Annotated in this window: 20 protein-coding genes; 2 read left to right on the top strand and 18 right to left on the bottom strand. The window is 59.2% G+C overall.

All coding sequences use genetic code 11. The annotated features are described in order from the left end of the window. Positions 1-8: 8 nt before the first annotated feature. The 15 genes from ACR6A7_RS09690 to yceD all read right to left on the bottom strand — a co-directional run bounded on the left by ACR6A7_RS09690 (position 9) and on the right by yceD (position 12495). Positions 9-272 (bottom strand): pyocin-S2/colicin E7-DNase domain-containing protein, encoded by a 264-nt coding sequence (locus ACR6A7_RS09690; protein ID WP_434124662.1) that lies wholly within the window; start codon positions 270-272, stop codon positions 9-11. After that, the gene (ptsG, locus tag ACR6A7_RS09685; protein WP_434124661.1) at positions 272-1705 is read right to left on the bottom strand and encodes a PTS glucose transporter subunit IIBC; all 1434 of its coding nucleotides are present in this window, start codon (positions 1703-1705) and stop codon (positions 272-274) included. The genes ACR6A7_RS09690 and ptsG overlap by 1 nt, the downstream gene beginning before the upstream one ends. A gap of 285 nt (positions 1706-1990) precedes the next feature. Further along, a complete protein-coding gene (locus ACR6A7_RS09680) occupies positions 1991-2782 on the bottom strand; it encodes a metal-dependent hydrolase (RefSeq protein ID WP_434124660.1) in 792 nt (263 codons plus the stop codon). Between the two features lie 19 nt (positions 2783-2801). Continuing rightward, positions 2802-3791, bottom strand: coding sequence for a DNA polymerase III subunit delta' (gene holB, locus ACR6A7_RS09675; RefSeq protein WP_434124659.1), 990 nt, complete (start codon positions 3789-3791; stop codon positions 2802-2804). Beyond that, positions 3788-4420 carry a dTMP kinase gene (gene tmk / locus ACR6A7_RS09670; protein ID WP_434124658.1) on the bottom strand — a complete coding sequence of 211 codons (633 nt, stop codon included), beginning with the start codon at positions 4418-4420 and terminating at the stop codon, positions 3788-3790. The genes holB and tmk overlap by 4 nt, the downstream gene beginning before the upstream one ends. Beyond that, the gene (gene mltG, locus ACR6A7_RS09665; RefSeq protein WP_434124657.1) at positions 4410-5429 is read right to left on the bottom strand and encodes an endolytic transglycosylase MltG; all 1020 of its coding nucleotides are present in this window, start codon (positions 5427-5429) and stop codon (positions 4410-4412) included. The genes tmk and mltG overlap by 11 nt, the downstream gene beginning before the upstream one ends. Next, positions 5426-6238, bottom strand: a complete 813-nt coding sequence (pabC, locus tag ACR6A7_RS09660) for an aminodeoxychorismate lyase (protein ID WP_434124656.1) — start codon at positions 6236-6238, stop codon at positions 5426-5428. The genes mltG and pabC overlap by 4 nt, the downstream gene beginning before the upstream one ends. 120 nt (positions 6239-6358) lie before the next feature. Beyond that, positions 6359-7600: a beta-ketoacyl-ACP synthase II gene (gene fabF, locus ACR6A7_RS09655; RefSeq protein ID WP_434124655.1), complete on the bottom strand. Its 1242-nt coding sequence runs from the start codon at positions 7598-7600 to the stop codon at positions 6359-6361. Positions 7601-7684: 84 nt separating this feature from the next. Beyond that, entirely contained in the window at positions 7685-7921 is a 237-nt protein-coding gene (gene acpP / locus ACR6A7_RS09650) for an acyl carrier protein (RefSeq protein ID WP_025901771.1), read from the bottom strand. Between the two features lie 153 nt (positions 7922-8074). Continuing rightward, entirely contained in the window at positions 8075-8809 is a 735-nt protein-coding gene (gene fabG, locus ACR6A7_RS09645; protein ID WP_434124654.1) for a 3-oxoacyl-ACP reductase FabG, read from the bottom strand. A gap of 10 nt (positions 8810-8819) precedes the next feature. Further along, positions 8820-9752: an ACP S-malonyltransferase gene (gene fabD, locus ACR6A7_RS09640; RefSeq protein ID WP_434124653.1), complete on the bottom strand. Its 933-nt coding sequence runs from the start codon at positions 9750-9752 to the stop codon at positions 8820-8822. 16 nt (positions 9753-9768) lie between these two features. Continuing rightward, positions 9769-10722, bottom strand: a complete 954-nt coding sequence (locus tag ACR6A7_RS09635) for a beta-ketoacyl-ACP synthase III (protein ID WP_434124652.1) — start codon at positions 10720-10722, stop codon at positions 9769-9771. Beyond that, complete coding sequence (gene plsX / locus ACR6A7_RS09630) at positions 10723-11763, bottom strand: phosphate acyltransferase PlsX (protein ID WP_434124651.1); 1041 nt, start codon at positions 11761-11763, stop codon at positions 10723-10725. 25 nt (positions 11764-11788) lie between these two features. After that, positions 11789-11959 (bottom strand): 50S ribosomal protein L32, encoded by a 171-nt coding sequence (gene rpmF, locus ACR6A7_RS09625; protein WP_017348070.1) that lies wholly within the window; start codon positions 11957-11959, stop codon positions 11789-11791. A 14-nt stretch (positions 11960-11973) separates the two neighbouring features. Then, on the bottom strand, positions 11974-12495 hold the full coding sequence (gene yceD / locus ACR6A7_RS09620) for a 23S rRNA accumulation protein YceD (RefSeq protein WP_033750954.1): 522 nt from the start codon (positions 12493-12495) through the stop codon (positions 11974-11976). A 140-nt stretch (positions 12496-12635) separates the two neighbouring features. Between yceD and ACR6A7_RS09615 the strand changes: the two genes are divergently transcribed. Next, positions 12636-13220 carry a Maf family protein gene (locus tag ACR6A7_RS09615; RefSeq protein ID WP_434124650.1) on the top strand — a complete coding sequence of 195 codons (585 nt, stop codon included), beginning with the start codon at positions 12636-12638 and terminating at the stop codon, positions 13218-13220. Positions 13221-13233: 13 nt separating this feature from the next. On the opposite strand, the gene rluC is transcribed toward ACR6A7_RS09615, so the two are convergent. After that, positions 13234-14190 carry a 23S rRNA pseudouridine(955/2504/2580) synthase RluC gene (gene rluC / locus ACR6A7_RS09610; RefSeq protein WP_434124649.1) on the bottom strand — a complete coding sequence of 319 codons (957 nt, stop codon included), beginning with the start codon at positions 14188-14190 and terminating at the stop codon, positions 13234-13236. 570 nt (positions 14191-14760) lie between these two features. Between rluC and rne the strand changes: the two genes are divergently transcribed. Continuing rightward, positions 14761-18135 carry a ribonuclease E gene (gene rne, locus ACR6A7_RS09605; protein ID WP_434124648.1) on the top strand — a complete coding sequence of 1125 codons (3375 nt, stop codon included), beginning with the start codon at positions 14761-14763 and terminating at the stop codon, positions 18133-18135. A 139-nt stretch (positions 18136-18274) separates the two neighbouring features. Here rne and flgL read toward each other — a convergent pair whose 3' ends face one another. Together flgL and flgK are read right to left on the bottom strand one after the other, a co-directional pair. After that, positions 18275-19240 carry a flagellar hook-associated protein FlgL gene (flgL, locus tag ACR6A7_RS09600; RefSeq protein WP_434124647.1) on the bottom strand — a complete coding sequence of 322 codons (966 nt, stop codon included), beginning with the start codon at positions 19238-19240 and terminating at the stop codon, positions 18275-18277. Positions 19241-19251: 11 nt separating this feature from the next. Then, the gene (gene flgK, locus ACR6A7_RS09595; RefSeq protein ID WP_434124646.1) at positions 19252-20892 is read right to left on the bottom strand and encodes a flagellar hook-associated protein FlgK; all 1641 of its coding nucleotides are present in this window, start codon (positions 20890-20892) and stop codon (positions 19252-19254) included. Positions 20893-21009 lie beyond the last annotated feature (117 nt).

Raw genomic sequence — 21009 nt, 5'->3', positions numbered from 1 at the left:
TTTCCATCTTATTGCTTTGAATGGATTTCGATATGACGCTTTGGTGTCAGAGCGCGAAGGTTATCGATATCATATACTTCGCCGCCTTGTAAGATAAGTTCGACAGGATAAAGCTCAAAAGAGCGATGACCGCCAACCCTTTCCTTTGTATGTACGCAAGGTGCTAATCCTTCCTTCATACGTGGACGGCTGTTAGTGCTAAACCGACATCCGCGATGGCACTGCGCCAAAAAAAAGCCCCGCTTGTGCGGGGCTTTTTTCTTATCACGCATTACATGCTGCGAATGTAATCGTCCATATCGGTTTTCAGGTTATCGGACTTGGTGCCGAAAATCGCCTGAACGCCAGAGCCTGCGACCACCACGCCACGAGCGCCGAGGTTTTTCAGCTCGTTCTGGTTAACCTTGCTGACGTCCGCTACGCTGACGCGCAGACGCGTAATACAGGCATCCAGGTTGGTGATGTTCTCTTTGCCGCCGAAGGCGGAAACCAGCTTGCCCGCCATTTCGCTGCCGGTCGCTGAAGAGGACTCGGTGGTGGTCTCTTCACGGCCTGGCGTTTTCAGGTTCAGCTTCACAATCAGCACGCGGAAAATGGTGTAGTAAACCAGACCGTAAATAATGCCGACGACCGGGAACAGCCAGATTTTACTGCTGTTGCCGCTCAGTACGATAAAGTCGATCAGGCCGTGCGAGAAGCTGGTGCCGTCACGCATACCGAGCAGAATACAGATCGGGAACGCCAGACCGGCCAGAATTGCGTGGATCACGTAGAGGATCGGCGCAACGAACATAAATGAGAATTCGATCGGCTCGGTAATACCGGTCAGGAATGCAGTCAGCGCGGCGGAGATCATGATACCGCCCACTTTGGCGCGGTTTTCAGGCTTCGCCGAGTGCCAGATGGCGATTGCCGCCGCCGGCAGGCCGTACATTTTGAACAGGAAGCCGCCAGAGAGTTTGCCCGCCGTCGGATCGCCCGCCATGTAGCGCGGGATATCGCCATGGAAGACCTGACCCGCCGCGTTGGTAAACTCGCCAATCTGCATCTGGAAAGGGACGTTCCAGATATGATGCAGGCCGAAAGGCACCAGCGCACGCTCAACGACGCCATAGATACCGAACGCCACAACCGGGTTTTGATAGGCTGCCCACTGCGAGAACTCCTGAATCGCCGAGCCAATCGGTGGCCAGATAAAGGAGAGCAGCACGCCCAGTACGATCGCCGTCAGGCCAGAGATAATCGGCACAAAACGCTTACCGGCGAAGAAGCCGAGATATTCCGGCAGCTTGATACGGTAGAAGCGGTTGAACATATAGGCCGCTATCGCACCGGCGATAATGCCGCCCAGTACGCCGGTATCCGCCAGATGATGCGCAGCAATCTCCTCAGCGGAGAGATGCAGCACCAGCGGCGCGACCACCGCCATAGTTTTCACCATGATGCCGTACGCCACCACTGACGCCAGCGCGGAGACGCCGTCGTTGTTGGTAAAGCCGAGCGCCACGCCGATAGCGAAGATAAGCGGCATATTAGCAAACACCGAACCGCCCGCTTCCGCCATCACGTGGGAAACGACGGCTGGCAGCCAGCTAAAATTTGCCGAACCAACACCTAATAAAATGCCGGCGATCGGCAGAACCGATACCGGCAGCATGAGCGATTTACCGACCTTTTGCAGGTTCGCAAATGCGTTCTTGAACATAGCCTGAAGCTCCTGAGTATGAGTGCGATTTTGCGCAGTGCGCTGGGTCGCAGGGGAGGATCCGCAACCCGTATGACGGTGACCGCCTTTTAATTATTACGAAGGGTAAAATAAATCCGTCAGCGTTACTTTGACGACTATCACGTTTCCGGGATCGGCTCAGCCTGATATCAGTATATTCCGACTGACAGCGCCCGTTTTACCGCCATAAAAGCGTAGCCCTGCGATATAAAGCAGGGCAATCAATGGGTATTACCGAATTATTACAGGCTTTGAAATAAAACCCTAACCGCCGAGATGGCTCAACGGCACCTTGAAAAGCGTTGAGAAGTTTTGCGTGGTCGCCGAGGCCAGCGTCTCGATATCGACCCCTTTCAGCACGGCAAGATATTCCGCCACGTCGCGCGTATAGGCTGGCTGGTTCTCTTTGCCACGATACGGCACCGGCGCCAGGTAGGGAGAGTCGGTTTCCACCAGCATGCGATCCAGCGGGACATAGCGCGCCGCTTCGCGCAGCTGTTCGGCGTTACGGAAGGTGACGATACCGGAAAAGGAGATATAGAAGCCCATATCAAGCAGCTTCGCCGCCGTCGCCTGATCCTCGGTAAAACAGTGCAGCACGCCACCGCAGCGCTCGACCTGCTCTTCGCGCAGAATCGCCAGCGTATCGTCACGCGCGTCGCGGGTGTGCACGATAATGGGCTTGTTCAGCGCGATGCCGGTGCGGATATGCTCGCGGAACGACGCCTGCTGCTGCGCTTTGGTTTCCTGTTGATAATAGTAGTCGAGGCCGGTTTCGCCCAGCGCCACCACGCGCGGATCGGCGGCCAGACGACGAAACTCCTCGACGTCGTACGGCTCTTCCTGATTCAGCGGGTGCACGCCAACCGAGAGCGCGATATTTTCACGCTCGCCCACCAGCGCCTTCAGGGTATGAAAACCCGGCAGCGTGGTGGCGATTGCCAGCATAAACTTCACGTCGCGCGCGGCGGCCTTGGCCAGCACATCGTCGAGATCGCGATGGTTCTTTTCATAATCCAGGCCATCAAGATGGCAGTGTGAATCCACAATGAACATAAGGTATCTCGTTTGGTCGTTAAGCGACTACGCCGGGCTTGCGTTGATCGGCCCAGCTCAGAAGTCGGTCGGTTAACAGCAGTTCGCGGTTGACGGCGGCTACGTGGATTAGCTCTTCCCGGCACTGCATCCACGCACGCGCGCTTTTATCCAGCGCACGGGCGGGAAAGGTTTCGGCCAGCAGCGCCACCACATCCTCACGGTCGGGATTGCTTAGCCAGCGCACGGCGCCCTGCTGCCATTTGATCGCATCCACCAGCAGCGCCATCAGCCAGCTGATGCGCGCGGCAACATCTTCGGCATTAAGCAGCGGCAGCAACAGCAAAATATCCTGCCGCAGCGCGGCCGGCAGCGCGTCACACAGGTTCTGGCGCGCCTGCCAGCGCGCCGGCTCCAGCAGCTGTAACGCCGCCGCAGGCGCGCCCGCGCTGAGACGCAGCGCGGTCTGCAGCGCGACAGACTCGTGCGGTAGCTGCCTGCCCAACCACTGCAGGCTCTGCGCCTCGTCCGGCGGCGCCAGCGAGAGCGCCATACAGCGGCTGCGCAGCGTGGCCAGCAGACGCGACGATTCGCGACTGCCTAAGAAGAACCAGCTGTTGGCTGGCGGCTCCTCCAGGGTTTTCAACAGCGCGTTAGCCGCCGATTCGCTCAGCTGCGCGGCATCGGGTAGCCAGACCACCTTCGCCCCGCCCTGCTGGGCAAAATGATAAAGTTTTTCAGTCACCTGACGCACCGCATCGATGCCCAGCGTGCTTTTGCCCTTCTCCGCCTCCAGGCGGTACCAGTCGGGATGCGTCTGCGCCTGCATCAGCTGACAGCCGTGACACTGGCCGCAGCTCTTGAGTCCATCCTTTTGCTGGCACATCAGCCAGCGGCTGACGCCCCATACCAGCGCCTCCTCACCCATGCCGTCAATCGCCTGGATCAGCAGCGCGTGATGCGCGCGTCCCGCCTGATGCTGGCCGATAATGTAGCGGTAGGGCTGATTCAGCCACGGATACCAGTTCATGCCTGCCGATCCAGCCAGCCGCTCAGGGCCGCTTTGATCGCCTGGGTGACGCTGTCGAGCGGCTGCGTGGCATCCACCGTCAGGATGCGATCGTCTTCGGCAGCCAGCGCCAGATAGCGCTCGCGAGTGCGTTCGAAAAAGCGCAGCGACTCCTGCTCGATGCGGTCCAGCTCGCCGCGGGCGCGGGCGCGCTGCAGGCCGATTTCCGGCGTGACGTCGAGGTAAAGCTGAAGGTCGGGGCGAAAATCGCCCAGCACGGCGTCGCGCAATGTGCGCATCAGCCCGGCGTCCAGCCCGCGCCCGCCGCCCTGATAGGCCTGCGAAGAGAGGTCGTGCCGGTCGCCGAGGACCCAGGCGCCGCGCGCCAGCGCGGGCTTGATCACCGTATCCACCAGCTGCACGCGGGCGGCGTAGAGCATCAGCAGCTCCGCTTTGTCCGTGACCTGTTCCCCCTCGATGCCCTGCTTCACCAGGATGCGCAGCTGCTCCGCCAGCGGCGTGCCGCCCGGCTCGCGGGTGAAGACGATATCCTGAACGCCTCGCTCGCGCAGCGTTTCGACCACCGCCTCGCGCGCCGTGGTTTTTCCGGCGCCTTCCAGGCCTTCAATGACGATAAACTTACTTTTCATCTTTTTCCTTCAGCGTTTGCCGGTAGGCCTGTACCGCCTGGTTATGACTGGCAAGGTTGGTGGTAAAGGTATGACCGCCCTTGCCGTCGGCGACAAAATAGAGGTAATCGGTTTTTTCGGGATGCGCGGCCGCTTCCAGCGAGGCTTTGCTCGGCACGGCTATAGGGCCAGGCGGCAGGCCATTTATGGTATAGGTATTGTAATCGGTCGGCGTCTCGAGGTCTTTACGCGTCAGCGTGCCCGTATACTTCTCCCCCATGCCGTAAATCACCGTCGGATCGGTCTGCAGCTTCATGCCGGTGCGCAGCCGGTTGATAAACACCGAGGCGACACGCGCACGTTCAGCGCTGACGGCGGTCTCTTTTTCAATCACCGAGGCCATGGTGACCATCTCCTGCGGATTGTTATAGGGCAGATCTGGCATGCGATTTTTCCAGATCTGATCCACCAGCGCCGCCATGCGAACGTGCGCGCGCTGCAGCAGCGCGATATCGCTGGTGTTGGCGGTATAGAGATAGGTATCGGGATAGAAACTGCCTTCCAGCGCCAGCGGATCGATGTTCAGCGTCTTCGCCAGCGTGGCGAACTGATCATCTTTCAGCTGGTGTTTGATATAGGGGGCAGCGCGCAGCTCGGCGAGCCAGTCACGCAGTCGCTGTCCCTCGACCAGCCGCAGCGGGAACTGCGCCTCTTTGCCGCTGGCGAGCAGCTGCAGCAGCGCGCGCACCGTCATTCCCTCCTCCAGCCGGTAGGTCCCCGCTTTAAAACGCGCCAGCTCCGGTTCGAGCTTCAGCAGCGGACCGAACCAGACGCTTTGCGGGATCAGATGCTGGCTCTCCAGCTGCGCCTCCAGCGCCACGCGGCCGGTGCCCGCGGGTAAGGTATAGATTGTTTCCTGGTCAATGGTTAACGGCGTTGCGGCGAAGCGCTGGATTTGCCAGTAGCTGTAGGCCGCCGCCAGTACCAGAATCACCGCGATAACGGCGAAAATTTTTTTTGTTCGACTCATTTTGCTTCCATTAAATAGCAGCTGTGCTGTAACCGGTGGTAAAGCGCGCGCGCGCTGAACGCCTTGCCGTCCAGCTCTCGTACCGGTAAAACCGGCATCAGGGCATTGCAGATGACGATTTCGTCGGCCATCTGCAGCTGCGCCGCTTCACAGCGCACTACATCGCAGCGCAGGCCTGCAGCGGCCAGCTGCGCCATCAGATAGCGCCGCATCACGCCGTCGACGCCAGCGTGCGTCAGGTCGGGCGTAAAAACGCGCTCGCCCTGCCGCCAGAATAAATTGGCCGCACAGCATTCCACCACGTAGCCCGCAGTGTCAAGCACCAGCGCCTCGTCGGCATCGCTCTGATCGAGATGCGCGCGGATCATCACCTGTTCCAGACGATTCAGGTGCTTGATGCCCGCCAGCAGCGGGTTCTGCGCCAGCCGCACCGGACTGGTCTGCAGCCTGACGCCCAGCGTTTGCAGCGGCTGATAGTGGTGCGGCCAGGGCGCAACCGAGACAATACGCGTGACGCCGCTGCTGCCTTTGCGGCTGTAGCCGCGTCCGCCAGCGCCGGCGCTGAGAATAACTTTCAGCACCGCCTGGCCGTGCGGCTCTGCAGCCGTGCGCATCTCCATCTCCAGCTGCGCCCAGTCGGCGTCGGGCATCATCAGGCGTTCACATCCCTCGCGCAGACGCTGCAGGTGCGCCGTCAGCAGCTGAATGCGGCCGTTGTGCACCGCTGCCGTGGTAAAGCAGCCGTCACCGAACTGCGTCGCGCGATCGCTGACTGGCAGCGTGCGCTGCTCCGTTCCATTTATCCACATGAGGCTCTCCCGCAAGCTAAAGCGCTATGGTAGCGCGTTGTGGTGTGATAATCCGTTTCAGAGCCTTTCCAGATAGAAAAAAGGCCCGCATTTGCGGGCCTTTTGCCAGAACGTGAATCGTCAGATTTTACGGAAAATCAATGAGCCGTTCGTGCCGCCGAAGCCGAAGGAGTTACACAGCGTGTACTCCAGACCGCTCACCTGACGCGCGGTGTGCGGCACGAAGTCGAGATCGCAGCCCTCATCCGGATTGTCCAGGTTAATGGTCGGCGGAACCGCCTGGTCGCGCAGCGCCAGAATCGAGTAGATTGACTCTACCGCGCCTGCCGCGCCCAGCAGATGGCCGGTCATTGATTTGGTCGAGCTGACCATAACGCTTTTCGCCGAGGCGCCGAAAATCGTTTTCACCGCCTGCGCTTCCGCTTTGTCACCCGCCGGCGTAGAGGTGCCGTGCGCGTTGACGTAGCCGATCTGCTCTGCCGACAGCTGCGCGTCGCGCAGCGCATTTTCCATCGCCAGCGCGGCGCCAGCACCGTTTTCCGGCGGCGACGTCATATGGTAAGCATCGCTGCTCATGCCAAAGCCGACAATTTCCGCATAGATTTTCGCGCCGCGCTTTTTCGCGTGCTCATACTCTTCCAGCACGATAATGCCCGCGCCGTCGCCCAGCACGAAGCCGTCACGATCTTTATCCCACGGGCGGCTTGCCGCCTGCGGGTTATCGTTGCGCGTAGAGAGCGCGCGCGCAGCGCCGAAGCCGCCCACGCCCAGCGGGGTGCTGGCTTTCTCTGCGCCACCCGCCAGCATCACGTCAGCATCGTTATAGGCGATGATACGCGCCGCATGACCGATGTTGTGCACGCCAGACGTACAGGCAGTAGCGATAGAGATGCTGGGACCTTTCATGCCATACATAATCGTCAGATGACCGGCGATCATATTTACGATGGTGGAAGGCACAAAGAACGGACTGATTTTGCGCGGACCGCCGTTGACCAGCGAGGTATGGTTCTCTTCGATCAGACCCAGTCCGCCGATGCCGGAACCAATTGCCGCGCCGATGCGTCCAGCGTTTTCTTCGGTCACAACCAGACCCGAATCCTGCATAGCCTGCACGCCGGCAACAATACCGTATTGGATGAACTCATCCATCTTGCGCTGATCTTTGCGCGAGATGATTTCATCACAATTAAAATCTTTTACGATGCCAGCAAAACGGGTTGCGTAGGCACTCGTATCAAAATGGTCGATCAGGTTAATGCCGCTCTGACCGGCAAGGAGAGCACTCCAGGTAGACTCTACGGTTTTGCCGACAGGAGACAACATGCCAAGACCGGTCACAACTACACGACGCTTAGACACGTTCGTCCTCCAGGGAGGGGAAATAAAAACTCTAAGGAACTAGCATAAAACTCAGGCGGTCGAGCGACCGCCTGAAGATATTCATTAGCCTTGGTGGCTATTGATGTAATCGATCGCTGCCTGAACGGTAGTGATTTTCTCAGCTTCTTCGTCTGGAATTTCAGTATCAAACTCTTCTTCCAGAGCCATTACCAGCTCAACGGTGTCAAGAGAATCAGCACCCAGGTCTTCAACGAAAGATGCAGAGTTAGTTACTTCGTCCTCTTTCACACCCAGCTGCTCAGCAATGATTTTCTTAACGCGTTGTTCGATATCGCTCATACTATTTAATTTCCTATCAAAACTCGCTTTCGCGATGGTTTTCGTAGTGTATAAAATGTTGAAAAAGATGCAACAAAATCCCGGCTGGTCGAACCACGATTTTACGCTATTTTGCGGTTTTTACCGCAAATAATGCAAATGATTTCGTGATTATCAGACCATGTACATGCCGCCATTGACGTGCAGCGTTTCACCCGTGATGTAGGCTGCTTCGTCAGAGGCTAAGAATGCAACAGCATTGGCGATTTCCTGCGCGTCGCCTAAACGACCTGCTGGAACCTGCGTCAAAATGCCGGAACGTTGATCTTCGCTCAGTGCACGCGTCATGTCCGTCTCGATAAAGCCCGGAGCCACGACGTTTACGGTAATGCCACGTGACGCAACTTCGCGCGCCAGTGATTTGCTAAAGCCAATCAAACCCGCCTTGGCTGCTGCATAGTTTGCCTGGCCCGCGTTGCCCATGGTGCCAACAACGGAACCGATGGTAATGATACGACCCACGCGTTTTTTCATCATGGCGCGCAATACCGCCTTGGAAAGACGGAAGACCGACGTCAGGTTGGTATCAAGGATATCCGCCCACTCGTCGTCTTTCATGCGCATCAACAGATTGTCACGCGTAATGCCTGCATTATTGACCAAAATGTCTACTTCGCCAAATTCTGCGCGAACCTTCTCCAGCACGCTGTCGATCGATGCGGAATCGGTCACATTCAGCAGCAGACCTTTGCCGTTATCGCCGAGGTAAGCGCTGATGGCTTCCGCGCCGCTTTCGCTGGTCGCGGTGCCGATAACTTTCGCGCCGCGCGCGACCAGCGTTTCAGCGATCGCGCGGCCAATGCCGCGGCTCGCGCCTGTTACCAGCGCAACTTTACCTTCAAAGCTCATGTTTATCCTCTTATTCCTGTTCAAGTGCTGCAGAAAGCGACGTCGGGTCGTTGACCGCTGTCGCCGTCAGGCTGTCCACGATACGTTTGGTCAGACCCGTCAGCACTTTACCCGGCCCCATTTCCAGCAGTTGGGTAACGCCCTGCGACGCCATAAATTCTACGCTCTCGGTCCAGCGAACCGGGCTGTAAAGCTGGCGTACCAGCGCATGACGAATCGCAGCCGCGTCGCTTTCGCATTTTACGTCAACGTTGTTTACCACTGGAACGGACGGCGCGTTAAACGCTATCTTTTCCAGCGCTACCGCCAGTTTGTCTGCGGCAGGCTTCATCAGCGCGCAGTGCGATGGCACGCTCACCGGCAGCGGCAGCGCGCGCTTGGCGCCTGCGGCTTTACAGGCTGCGCCCGCGCGTTCAACCGCTTCTTTATTTCCGGCGATGACCACCTGGCCCGGCGAGTTAAAGTTAACCGGCGAAACCACCTGGCCCTGCGCGCTCTCTTCGCAGGCTTTGCGAATCGAGGCGTCGTCGAGACCGATAATCGCCTGCATCGCGCCGGTGCCTTCCGGTACCGCTTCCTGCATCAGCTTGCCGCGCAGCTCCACCAGCTTGATGGCGTCGGCGAAATCAAGCACGCCAGCGCAAACCAGCGCAGAGTATTCGCCAAGGCTGTGACCAGCCATTAGCGCAGGCTGCGCACCGCCCTGCTGCTGCCAGACGCGATAGATCGCCACGGAAGCGGCCAGCAGCGCAGGCTGCGTCTGCCAGGTTTTGTTGAGTTCTTCAGCCGGGCCAGCGCTGACCAGCTGCCACAGATCGTATCCCAGCGCGTCAGACGCTTCGCGGAAGGTCGCTTCCACCAGCGGAAAGGCCGCCGCCAGCTCAGAGAGCATGCCGACGGTCTGTGATCCCTGACCGGGAAAAACAAAGGCAAATTGCGTCATCTTTCTTTCCTGTGAATCAAAAGCGAACCAGTGCGGAACCCCAGGTGAAACCGCCACCAAAGGCTTCCAGCAGAATCAGTTGTCCGGGTTTGATACGGCCATCGCGCACGGCTTCATCCAGCGCGCTGGGCACCGACGCCGCCGAGGTATTGCCGTGACGGTCCAGCGTGACCACCACTTTGTCCATGCCCATGCCAAGTTTTTTCGCCGTCGCGCTGATGATGCGCAGGTTTGCCTGATGCGGCACCAGCCAGTCGAGCATCTCGCGATCGAGATTATTGGCCTGGAGGGTTTCGTCAACGATGTGCGCCAGCTCGGTTACCGCTACCTTGAACACTTCGTTGCCGGCCATGGTGAGATAGGCTGGCTCGTCCTGGCTCGCACGGTTCTGATAAGGCAGCGTCAGCAGCTGGCCGTAGCGGCCGTCGGCGTGCAGATGCGTAGAGATAATGCCCTGCTCTTCGCTCGCGCCTAATACCACCGCGCCCGCGCCGTCGCCGAACAGAATAATGGTGCCGCGATCGTTCGGATCGAGGGTGCGCGCCAGCACGTCGGAGCCAATCACCAGCGCATGCTTTACCGCACCGTTTTTAATGTACTGGTCCGCGACGCTCAGCGCATAGGTAAAGCCTGCACAGGCGGCCGCGAGATCGAAGGCGGCGCAGTCGTTGATGCCCAGCATCTGCTGGATCATGCAGGCCGAGCTGGGAAAAGCGTGGCTGGACGAGGTGGTGGCGACGATAATCAGTCCGATGTCGCCTGCGTCTACGCCCGCCATCTCCAGCGCGCGCTGCGCGGCCGCGAAGCCCATGCTGGCGACGGTTTCGTCCGGGGCAGCAATGCGGCGCTCGCGGATGCCGGTGCGGGTTACAATCCACTCGTCCGACGTCTCCACCATTTTTTCCAGATCTGCGTTCGAACGCACCTGGCTAGGCAAATAGCTGCCCGTACCGATAATTTTGGTAAACATCTAGGCTTTGTCACTCCTGGCTAATACAGCATCAAGACGCGCGGCGATTCGTTCGGGAACCTGCCGTCGCACCGCCTGCTCTGCCTGTTCTATCGCCACGGCAAAGGCGCGTTGATTGGCCGCGCCATGGCTTTTGATCACTGTTCCGCGCAATCCTAACAGACAAGCGCCATTGTACTGGTCGGGGTTGAGATGCCCGAAGCGCTGCGCCAGACGTTTCTGAATCCAGCGCCCCAGCAGCTTCAGCCACCATGACCTTTTTTTGCCCTCCCCTGAAGACTTCAGCAGGGAAAGGAACATTCTTACCACGCCTTCCATGGTTTTCAGCGTGACGTTGCCGACGAAACCGTCACACACCAGCACATCTGTCTTGCCGGTAAGCAGGTCATTGCCTTCCAGGTAACCAATATAGTTAATCTGCCCGGACGCTTTCAGCATGCTGGCGGCGCCGCGTATGCTCTCCAGCCCTTTGGTCTCTTCCTGACCAATATTGAGCAGCGCGACGCGGGGATTGGGGATCGCTAACACCTCTTCCGCCATCACCGCGCCCATTACGGCAAACTGCACCAGCATCTCGCTGTCGGAGTCCACGTTGGCGCCTAAATCGAGCACCACCGTTTTGCCGCGCTGCTGATGCGGCAGCACGGTCATCAACGCCGGGCGTTCAATGCCGTCCAGCGGTTTTAACATTAATTTCGCCAGCCCCATCAGGGCGCCGGTGTTACCAGCGCTGACGCAGGCCTGGGCTCGTCCCTCTTTCACCAGCTCCAGCGCAACACGCATTGAGCTGCCGCGACTGGCGCGAATAGCCTGAGAGGGCCGCGCATCGCTTGCAATAACTGACTCCGCAGGAATAACCTGCAAACGTTCTGTTAGCGAGGAATCCGCTTTGGCAAGCAATGGAGTGATATTGTCGGGAATGCCGACCAGAAGGAGATTGAGATGCGAATGAGAGGCCAGTGCCTGCAAAGCTGCAGGCACTGTCACGCAGGGACCGAAATCCCCGCCCATGGCATCAATAGCCAGGGTCAAACGTGTCAAAGTATCACCTTGCTAAGCGCAAGTCTTACTTGGTGATAACCTTGCGACCGCGGTAGTAACCATCCGCAGTGATGTGGTGACGCAGATGCGTTTCGCCAGAAACTTTATCTACAGACAGAGTTGCAGTGGTCAGCGCATCGTGCGAACGACGCATGCCACGCTTAGAACGGGTGGGTTTATTCTGTTGTACGGCCATGGACCTTACTCCTATTACTTACGCTTTAAACTGGCTAATACGGCAAATGGGTTTGGTTTTTCCGCCTCTGCAGGCAATTTGCCAAAGACCATGTCCGCCTCGGACACTTCACAGTGTTCAGAATCATGCACCGGAACGACCGGCAGCGCGAGGATGATTTCATCCTCTATCACCGCCAGCAGATCGACCTCGCCAAAATCATCGACGTCGATCGGCTCGTAGGCTTCCGGCAGTGCCTCGGCCTGCTCATCAGTTGAGACAGGACTGAAGCAATAGCTTACGTGGACAGCGTGAGGGAATGTCTGGTTGCAGCGCTGGCAGCGCAATGTAACCTGCACGTCCGCTGTACCTTGCAGTACGGCGAGGCGCTGGCTGTCAACCGCAAACGACATGGTACATTCCACGTCACTGTCCACACTAACAACTGATTCGGCTACGCGCTCCACCTGTTCAGGGGTGTAAACGCCCTGATAATCCAGGCGTTTTTGAGCGGCGCGGACCGGATCCAGCGTCAGGGGTAATTTTACCTTTTGCATAGGGCGCGCATATTAACTTTGTAACGTCATAGAGTCAAAGAAAAAGGCCGTTTCACAGCATCTTTCACCAGTTATTCGCATCCAGTGCGGCGCACAGTTTAAAATGAGTGTCACCAATTCGCCATTACTATTGTGAAAAAATGCCTGTCTCCCTTATTTTAGCCTCAACCTCGCCGTTTCGTCAGGCGCTGCTGGGCAAACTCGGCCTGCCTTTTATTACCGCTGCGCCAGACGTTGATGAAACACCGCGCGCTGGCGAAGCAGCCGACGCCCTGGTGACGCGCCTCGCCGTCGCCAAAGCGCAGGCGCTGGCCGCCGACTACCCCGACAGCTGGATTATCGGCTCGGACCAGGTGTGCGTGCTCGACGGCGCCATCGCCGGCAAGCCGCACACGCCCGACCGCGCCTTTACGCAGCTGCGTCAGGCGAGCGGCAACGCCATTACCTTTTATACCGGGCTGGCGCTTTACCAGCCGCGCAGCGACACGCTGATGCAGTGCTGCGAACCCTTTGTGGTGCACTTCCGCTCTCTCAGCGATGCGGAGATCCGCGCCTATATAGAGAAGGAGCAGCCTTTACAGTGCGCCGGGAGTTTCAAAAGCGAGGGGCTTGGCATCTGCCTGTTCGAGCGGCTGGAGGGGCGCGATCCTAATACGCTGGTGGGGCTGCCGCTGATTGCGCTCAGCGGCATGTTGCGGGCGGTCGGCATCAATCCTCTGCTATGACGCCGACAGCGCGTCAGCTTTTTTGCTGACGCAGCGCCTGCAGGCAGCGCTTGAGTTCGTTATCGAGCGGCGCCTCTAAACGCAGCGTTTCGCCGCTGCCAGGGTGGGTAAAGGTCAGGGCGGCGGCGTGCAGGAACAGACGACGCAGTCCGGTTGAGGCGAGCTGGCTGTCGAACTCGCGCTCGCCGTAACGATCGTCGAAGGCGATAGGATGACCGGCGTGCAGGGTATGCACACGGATCTGATGGGTGCGGCCCGTGACCGGACTCGCCTTAACCAGCGTGGCGAAGGCGAAGCGCTCTTCCACTTTAAAGCGCGTTTCTGACGGTTTTCCTTCGCTGCTGACGCGCACCACGCGCTCGCCGCTCTGCAGGATATTCTTCAGCAGCGGCGCCTGTACGCTCTTGAGATGCGACGGCCAGCTGCCGCGCACCAGCGCCAGATAATCCTTCTGCATCCCCTTTTCGCGCAGCTGCTCATGCAGCGAGCGCAGCGCCGACCGCTTCTTGGCGACCAGCAGCACGCCGGAGGTGTCGCGATCGAGACGGTGCACCAGTTCAAGGAAACGCGCCTCAGGACGCAGCGCACGCAGCCCCTCAATCACGCCGAAGCTCAGCCCGCTGCCGCCGTGCACCGCCGTACCGGAAGGTTTGTTGAGCACCAGAATATGATCGTCTTCAAAGAGGATCGCCTCAGCCAGCGCCGCGACTTTCTCCAGCTTTGGCGACACGGCCTGCTCTTCGCGCTCGGCGACGCGCACCGGCGGGATACGCACCTCGTCGCCCTCTTCCAGCTTATATTCCGGCTTAATGCGTTTTTTATTCACCCGCACTTCGCCTTTGCGCAGGATGCGGTAAATCATGCTTTTCGGCACGCCTTTAAGCTGGGTGCGTAAAAAGTTATCGATGCGTTGTCCGGCATTTTCAGCCGAAATGGCGACAAGCTGTACGCCAGGATTCTCTGTTTTCATGGCGGCGATTCTAAATAGTGTCCTGTGATAGCGCCACCCCTTTTTCTGTGCTTAACTCTCCTCTTGTCGCGCGAAAAAGCGCAGCGTGCGCTGGCTTTTTCAGCAGCCTGCTCATTCGTCCGACATATTAAGGTGTTATGCATCACTAATCTTCATCTGGCGGCAAAAGTCGCCTTGCTATATGAAGGTTAGCAATGGAATAATGCCTGAGTTTCTCGTCTGATGCATTTCAGGCCAGAAAAAGAGCTAATTAGTCATTTTGCCGAATGAAACGCACACGCAGCAATGGCGTAAGACGTGATGTTTATTCAGGCACTTAGCGGGCTGCGGGTTGCGGCCTGGACGGAAGTTTGAAATGCAGGAGTTATCAATTTCTCTCAGGCATTTCAGCGCAACGGCGCTGTTTTTCCTTATGAAAAACAGGCCACCGACGTTATTTGCGCCCCTCGCGCAGTCGACAACCGGGAGGTTGACGTAAGGCACTTAGTCACGGGGCCATCGGTCAGAACTCGTCCAGGGTAACTATGCCCGCAGCTTTATCACTCATGTGAGAATAACGAGTCAGAAACGATGAAAAGAATGTTAATTAATGCAACTCAGCAGGAGGAGTTGCGCGTTGCCCTGGTTGATGGACAACGCCTGTACGATCTGGATATTGAAAGCCCCGGACACGAACAGAAAAAAGCCAACATCTACAAAGGTAAGATCACCCGCATTGAACCCAGCCTCGAAGCTGCGTTTGTCGATTACGGCGCCGAGCGCCACGGTTTTCTCCCCCTGAAAGAAATCTCCCGCGAATACTTCCCATCCAGTTATAACGCGCAAGGCCGTCCGAATATTAAAGAGGTGCTGCGCGAAGGCCAGGAAGTGATTGTTCAGATCGATAAGGAAGAGCGCGGCAACAAAGGCGCAGCGCTGACCACCTTTATCTCTCTGGCGGGTAGCTATCTGGTGCTGATGCCGAATAATCCGCGCGCGGGCGGCATCTCCCGCCGCATCGAAGGAGACGATCGCACCGAGCTGAAAGAGGCGCTCTCGTCGCTGGAGTTGCCGGACGGCATGGGCCTGATCGTACGCACCGCTGGCGTCGGTAAATCCGCCGAGGCGCTGCAGTGGGATCTGAGCTTCCGTCTGAAGCACTGGGAAGCGATCAAAAAAGCCGCTGAAAACCGCCCTGCGCCTTTCCTGATCCATCAGGAAAGCAACGTTATCGTGCGCGCCTTCCGCGACTACCTGCGCCAGGACATTGGCGAAATCCTGATCGACAACCCGAAAGTGCTTGAGCTGGCGCGCCAGCATATCGCCGCCCTTGGTCGTCCCGACTTTAGCAGCAAAATCAAGCTCTATACCGGCGAGATCCCGCTGTTCAGCCACTACCAGATCGAATCGCAGATTGAGTCCGCCTTCCAGCGCGAAGTGCGCCTGCCGTCAGGCGGTTCAATTGTTATCGACAGCACCGAAGCGCTGACCGCTATCGACATTAACTCGGCGCGCGCTACGCGCGGCGGCGATATCGAAGAGACGGCCTTCAACACCAACCTGGAAGCCGCAGATGAGATCGCGCGTCAGCTGCGTCTGCGCGACCTGGGCGGTCTGATTGTTATCGACTTTATCGATATGACGCCGGTGCGTCACCAGCGCGCGGTGGAAAATCGTCTGCGCGAAGCGGTGCGTCAGGATCGCGCGCGTATTCAGATCAGCCATATTTCGCGCTTCGGCCTGCTGGAGATGTCGCGCCAGCGCCTCAGTCCGTCGCTGGGCGAGTCGAGCCATCACGTCTGTCCGCGCTGTAGCGGCACCGGCACCATCCGCGACAACGAATCGCTGTCGCTGTCAATCCTGCGCCTGATTGAAGAAGAAGCGCTGAAAGACAATACCAAAGAGGTGCACGCCATTGTCCCGGTGCAGATCGCCTCTTACCTGCTGAACGAAAAACGTGAAGCGGTGAACGCGATTGAGAAGCGCCAGGGCGGCGTTCGCGCGATTATCGTGCCGGACGACCGTATGGAAACGCCGCACTACTCCGTGCTGCGCGTGCGCAAAGGCGAAGAGACACAGACCCTCAGCTATCACCTGCCGAAGCTGCATGAAGCTGAAATGGCGATGCCGTCGGAAGAGGAGCACGCCGAGCGCCGTCGTCCTGAGCAACCTGCGCTGGCCGCTTTCGTCATGCCTGACGCGCCACCGGCGCCGGCCGAGACCCCTGCCGAGCAGCCTAAAGCCGTTGAGCCACAGCCTGCAGCCAAACCGGCCGCCGCCGCCCCAGCCGCCGCCAGCGGTACCGGCTTCTTTAGCCGTCTGCTGAAAAAACTGTTCGGCGGCGACGAGCCCGCTCCGGCACCCGCCGTGGAAGCGACGCCAGCGCCGCAGGCCAGCAGCGAAGGCAGCGAGAACGACAGCAGCGCCAAAGAGCGCGGCGATCGCCGCAACAATCGCCGCAACAACAACCGTCGCGAGCGTACGCCGCGCAACGGCGACAGCCGCGAGCCGCGTGAAAACCGTGAGAGCCGCGAGCCACGCGAAAATCGTGAGCCGCGTGAAAATCGCGAACCGCGTGAAAGCCGCGAGCCGCGCGACAACGCCGATACGCGTCGCAACAAGCGCCAGTCACCGCAGAACGACGCGCGCGAAGAGCGCAGCCCGGTTCTGAGCGATGAAGCGCGCCAGCAGCGCGAAGAGCAGCAGCAGCAGCGTCGCGAACAGCGCGCCGAGCGCCAGCGTCGTCGTCAGGAAGAGAAGCGTGCGCAGCAGGAAGCGAGCAAAGCCGCTGAAACCGCCGCCGTTGCTGATGTCGTCGAAACCCCGGAAGCGCAGGAAGAGGAGCGCGTTCAGGTGATGCCGCGCCGCAAGCCGCGCCAGCTGACGCAGAAAGTGCGTATCGGCGGTGAGACGGAGCAGCCGACAGCGGACGCAGTGGAAACACAGCCAGAGGCCGCACGCAGCGCGTCGCAGATCGACGAGCCAGCCCCGTTCGAGCAGGATGAGACGGAAAACCGCGACAACGGCAATATGCCGCGCCGCTCGCGCCGTTCGCCGCGCCACCTGCGCGTCAGCGGCCAGCGTCGTCGTCGCTATCGCGACGAGCGTTATCCCACCGAGTCAGCGATGCCGCTGGCTGCTGCTGCCGCGTCGCCAGAGATGGCCTCCGGCAAGGTCTGGGTACGCTATCCGGTCGCTCAGCCGGTAGAGATGCAGGCGCCTCAGCAGGATGCGCCGGTCTCTGACCAGCAAGAGACCGCAGGCGCTATCGCCCTGCCCGTTGCCGCTGCCGAAGCCGCGCCGTCTGTCGCCGATACTGCACCGCAGACGACGGGTGCCGACGTGCAGCAGGGTGAGGCTCAGCATCTACCGCAGCCGAATGTCGCTGAAGCCGGGCAGGCTGAGGAGGTGCAGCAGGCTGAACCTCAGGCGGAAACGCCGGTCCCGCTGGTGAATACGGATAACACCGCGCCGATTGAGGCCCCGGTAAATCATGAACCTGCCGTTATCCCGGCCGCCGACGAAGCCGTAGCGGAAGCGATCGCCGAGCAGGCTGTTCCCGCCGCGCCGATGGTTGAAGAGGCGACGCCAGCCGCTGACGCTACCGAGATTGCCGCTGAATCCGCGCATGACGTTACGCCGGAAGCAGAAGCGCAGGTTGAAGAGGTGCTGAACGCGCCGGTTGCAGCAGAACGCGCGCCTGAGCCGCTTAGCGAGCCGCATGCGCCCGTTCCGGCACGTGACGCCGCGCCGCAGGCAATCATGCCGCAGGAAGCCGCCGTTCGCTTTACCCATCACGCTTCTGCGCCGATGACGAAAGCCCCGGCGCCAGCCTGGCAGCCGGAGCCGGCACGCCACAGCGACTGGGTGCGTGCGCCGTTCGCCTTCGAAGGCAAAGGTGCAGCGGGCGGTCACAGCGCCACGCATCAGGCCACCGCTCCGGCGACCCGACCTGAAAGCGCGTAATCACCCGACGCGACCTACAAAAAACCCCGGCAAGCCGGGGTTTTTTATTGCTCAGGGATAAAAAAATCCCACGATACCGGTCAGGGTCGTGGGACAAAAATGAGCATGTCCGGTTCAGGCATGCTCGAATCAGGTTTTGTCAGGCATTAAGCTGAAACAGCGACATTTTGGACATGTCGGTAAAGGTTTTATAAGAGGCCTGAAGCGCCGTCTGCTGCATGGTATAGCTGGAGATCGCGGAGGTGTAGTCGGTGTCGACCAGGTCACTCATTTCGCTGCTCAGGATAACGTCGCGGTTGCCGCCCTGCCCATCCAGCGTGCTCAGTTCAGAGAGCTGGGTGCCGATCTCGGAGCGCACGGTCAGCACATTGTTCAGCGCGTTGCCCAGGCCACGGTTGGTTTTATCCATCGCATCCTGAAACGTCTTTTTCGCGGCGTCGTCGGCGTTTGCCTGCGGCGTCTTCAGCGCGGCGATGGCGCTGTCGAGCATATTAAAGATATTGGTTTCGCTCGCGCTGCCGTCCGGCTCTTTTTTGGCGTTGCCGGTGATGGACATAAAGATATCGTCGCCGGTGTGGCCTACGGTCATGGTGCGGCTGGTATCCACCTTCTGCGTAATGGCGTCGCTGCCGCCCGCATAGGTGACCGCGCCGCTGCCGTTGTCGACAAAAGGCGCGCTGTCGGTTTTATAACCGGCGAAGATATAGCGGCCGTTGCCGTCTTTGCTGTTCGCCAGGTTCAGCAGCTGCGAGCGCAGGCCCTCCAGCTGGGTGGCGATAGAGCCGCGGTCGTCGTCGCTCAACGTGCCGGTCGAGCCGTTTACGATCAGCGTCTGCGCATCCTGGATGGTGCTGGTGACGCCGGTGAGCGTATTCTCTTCCATCGACAATCCCTGCGTCGCAAAGGTGCGCGCCAGTGAGTACTGGCTGCTCTGTGCCTGAGTCTGCGCCAGCACCACGGAGCGCGACGCGGCGATAGGATCGTCTGAGGGATTGTTGACGCGGCGGCCGCTGGAGAGCTGCTGGCCCACTTTCAGCCAGGAGGATTGCGAATCGCTGATGCCACGCACCTGCTGGTCAAAAATCATATTGGTACTGAGTCGCATAGTTCTTTTCCTTAGCGGATGTTAAGCAGCGCGTCGAAAATCGAGCTGGCGGTTTGCAGCACCTGCGCGTTCGCCATGTAGTACTGCTGATACCTGGTCAGGTTGGCGTACTCTTCATCAAGGTTGACGCCAGATACCGACTGCTGGCGATCGGTCAGCTGCGTCACCACGTTTTTCTGCGTGGTGCTGGCGGTCTCCAGCGTGCTGGTTTTGTTGCCCACGGTGCTGACGATGCTGGCGTAAGCCTGCGACAGCGTCGCGTTGCCGTTCACCAGCTTCGCGTCCTGCAGCGCCAGCAGCTTCTGGGCGTTGCGGTTGTCGCTTTCGCCGCCCGTCGCGCCCGCCGCAGCGATCTGCGATTCATTGGTAATGGCGACCGACATGCCGCCGATAACGTTCTGCACCGGTTTCACCAGGAAGCTGTCCTGCGCGCTCGGCGTGCCGTTCACGGTCAGCTGGACACCGTCGAAGCTCAGCGTGGCGTTACCCGAGGCGTCGGTGCCGGCCGTGGCGGTTATCTTCACGTTGTCGGACGCGCGCATGACGTTCCAGTTCGCACCGTCATAGCTGACGGTATAATTAGAGGCTTTCAGCGCGCTGGTATCGGTCCAGCTCGCCGTTACGGTCGTGGCGGAGCTGTTTTTACTGTTGCTCTGCACCGTTGGGCTGCCGATAGTGAAAAAGTCCGCGCCCTGATTGCCGTTGCTGTCGTAGCCCTGCTTATGCACCGCGTTGAAGCTGGTGGTAAAGGCGGCCGCCAGCTGGCCGAGCTGGTTCTGCGCGCTGTCCAGGTCCTGCGAGCGGAAAGCCAGCAGACCGCCCAGCGAGCCGGTACTGATATCCTTTTCTGCAATCTGGACGTTGCCAGCGCTGTTATCGACATAGCCGACGGTGGTGCGCGTCGTATCGCTGCTGGAGGGCATCGCGACCAGGCTGGTAGCTTTGTTGCCGTTGACCAGCGTCACGCTACCCATTGAGACGATATAGTTGCCGTCCTGCTTAGAGACGCTGACGCCAACAATATTGTTCAGGCTATTGACCAGCTGGTCGCGCTGATCCATCAGATCGTTCGGCTGCGCGCCGCCTGCGGTGCTCAGCTTGCCAATTTGCTTGTTGAGATCGGCGATCTGGCTGGTAAAGGTGTTGATCTGATTAACGTTCGAAGCGACATCGGTATTGACGCTGTTCTGCATATTGGTCAGATACTGCGCGGTGGTCTGGAACTGATTCACCAGCCCCTGGGCGTTGCTCAGCATCGACTGACGCGCCGACGGATCGTTCGCGTTGCTCACCACGTTCTGCAGGTTAGTAAAGAAGCTCTGAATCGACGTCGAGAGGCTGGTGGTTGAAGTAGAAAGCAGATCGTCGATGTTGGAGATTTGCGAGTACTGGGTATTGGCCGCGCTGTAGGTGGCACTGGAACTGCGCAGCTGCGCCGTGATGAACTCGTCATACTCGCGCTGTACGCCGGTGATGTTCACGCCATTGCCGTAGTAGCTGCTGCCCTGCAGGGTGCTGTTCGCCTGCGACAGCAAAATCGTCTGCCGCGAGTAGCCTGCGACCGTATAGTTGGTGATGTTGTTGCTGGTGGTGCTGAGCGCCGCCTGTGCGGCGCTCAGCCCACTCATCGCAGAGTTTATTATGCTGGACATTTCGGTTCCTTTCTTTCCCGTTAAGCGGGCTCGCACTCATCAAGGCTCGCCCGTGCGCAAAAAACGCGTCTGGCATCTGCTGATATTATCGGCGCGCCGGCGTGAAACTTGAGGCTG

This window comes from Pantoea phyllosphaerae (genome assembly GCF_051025595.1).
In the GTDB taxonomy this organism is placed as follows: Bacteria; Pseudomonadota; Gammaproteobacteria; order Enterobacterales; family Enterobacteriaceae; genus Pantoea.
This window is presented reverse-complemented; position numbering and strand designations above follow the sequence as displayed.

Excerpts from the sequence above, each read along its gene's own strand:
- rluC (WP_434124649.1), bottom strand. The coding sequence starts at position 14,190 with ATGAAAACAGAGAATCCTGGCGTACAGCTTGTCGCCATTTCGGCTGAA.
- ACR6A7_RS09615 (WP_434124650.1), top strand. The coding sequence starts at position 12,636 with ATGCCTGTCTCCCTTATTTTAGCCTCAACCTCGCCGTTTCGTCAGGCG.
- ptsG (WP_434124661.1), bottom strand. The coding sequence starts at position 1,705 with ATGTTCAAGAACGCATTTGCGAACCTGCAAAAGGTCGGTAAATCGCTC.
- yceD (WP_033750954.1), bottom strand. The coding sequence starts at position 12,495 with ATGCAAAAGGTAAAATTACCCCTGACGCTGGATCCGGTCCGCGCCGCT.
- flgK (WP_434124646.1), bottom strand. The coding sequence starts at position 20,892 with ATGTCCAGCATAATAAACTCTGCGATGAGTGGGCTGAGCGCCGCACAG.
- flgL (WP_434124647.1), bottom strand. The coding sequence starts at position 19,240 with ATGCGACTCAGTACCAATATGATTTTTGACCAGCAGGTGCGTGGCATC.
- ACR6A7_RS09680 (WP_434124660.1), bottom strand. The coding sequence starts at position 2,782 with ATGTTCATTGTGGATTCACACTGCCATCTTGATGGCCTGGATTATGAA.
- fabD (WP_434124653.1), bottom strand. The coding sequence starts at position 9,752 with ATGACGCAATTTGCCTTTGTTTTTCCCGGTCAGGGATCACAGACCGTC.
- rne (WP_434124648.1), top strand. The coding sequence starts at position 14,761 with ATGAAAAGAATGTTAATTAATGCAACTCAGCAGGAGGAGTTGCGCGTT.
- pabC (WP_434124656.1), bottom strand. The coding sequence starts at position 6,238 with ATGTGGATAAATGGAACGGAGCAGCGCACGCTGCCAGTCAGCGATCGC.
- ACR6A7_RS09690 (WP_434124662.1), bottom strand. The coding sequence starts at position 272 with ATGCGTGATAAGAAAAAAGCCCCGCACAAGCGGGGCTTTTTTTTGGCG.
- tmk (WP_434124658.1), bottom strand. The coding sequence starts at position 4,420 with ATGAAAAGTAAGTTTATCGTCATTGAAGGCCTGGAAGGCGCCGGAAAA.
- acpP (WP_025901771.1), bottom strand. The coding sequence starts at position 7,921 with ATGAGCGATATCGAACAACGCGTTAAGAAAATCATTGCTGAGCAGCTG.
- ACR6A7_RS09635 (WP_434124652.1), bottom strand. The coding sequence starts at position 10,722 with ATGTTTACCAAAATTATCGGTACGGGCAGCTATTTGCCTAGCCAGGTG.
- holB (WP_434124659.1), bottom strand. The coding sequence starts at position 3,791 with ATGAACTGGTATCCGTGGCTGAATCAGCCCTACCGCTACATTATCGGC.
- mltG (WP_434124657.1), bottom strand. The coding sequence starts at position 5,429 with ATGAGTCGAACAAAAAAAATTTTCGCCGTTATCGCGGTGATTCTGGTA.
- rpmF (WP_017348070.1), bottom strand. The coding sequence starts at position 11,959 with ATGGCCGTACAACAGAATAAACCCACCCGTTCTAAGCGTGGCATGCGT.
- fabG (WP_434124654.1), bottom strand. The coding sequence starts at position 8,809 with ATGAGCTTTGAAGGTAAAGTTGCGCTGGTAACAGGCGCGAGCCGCGGC.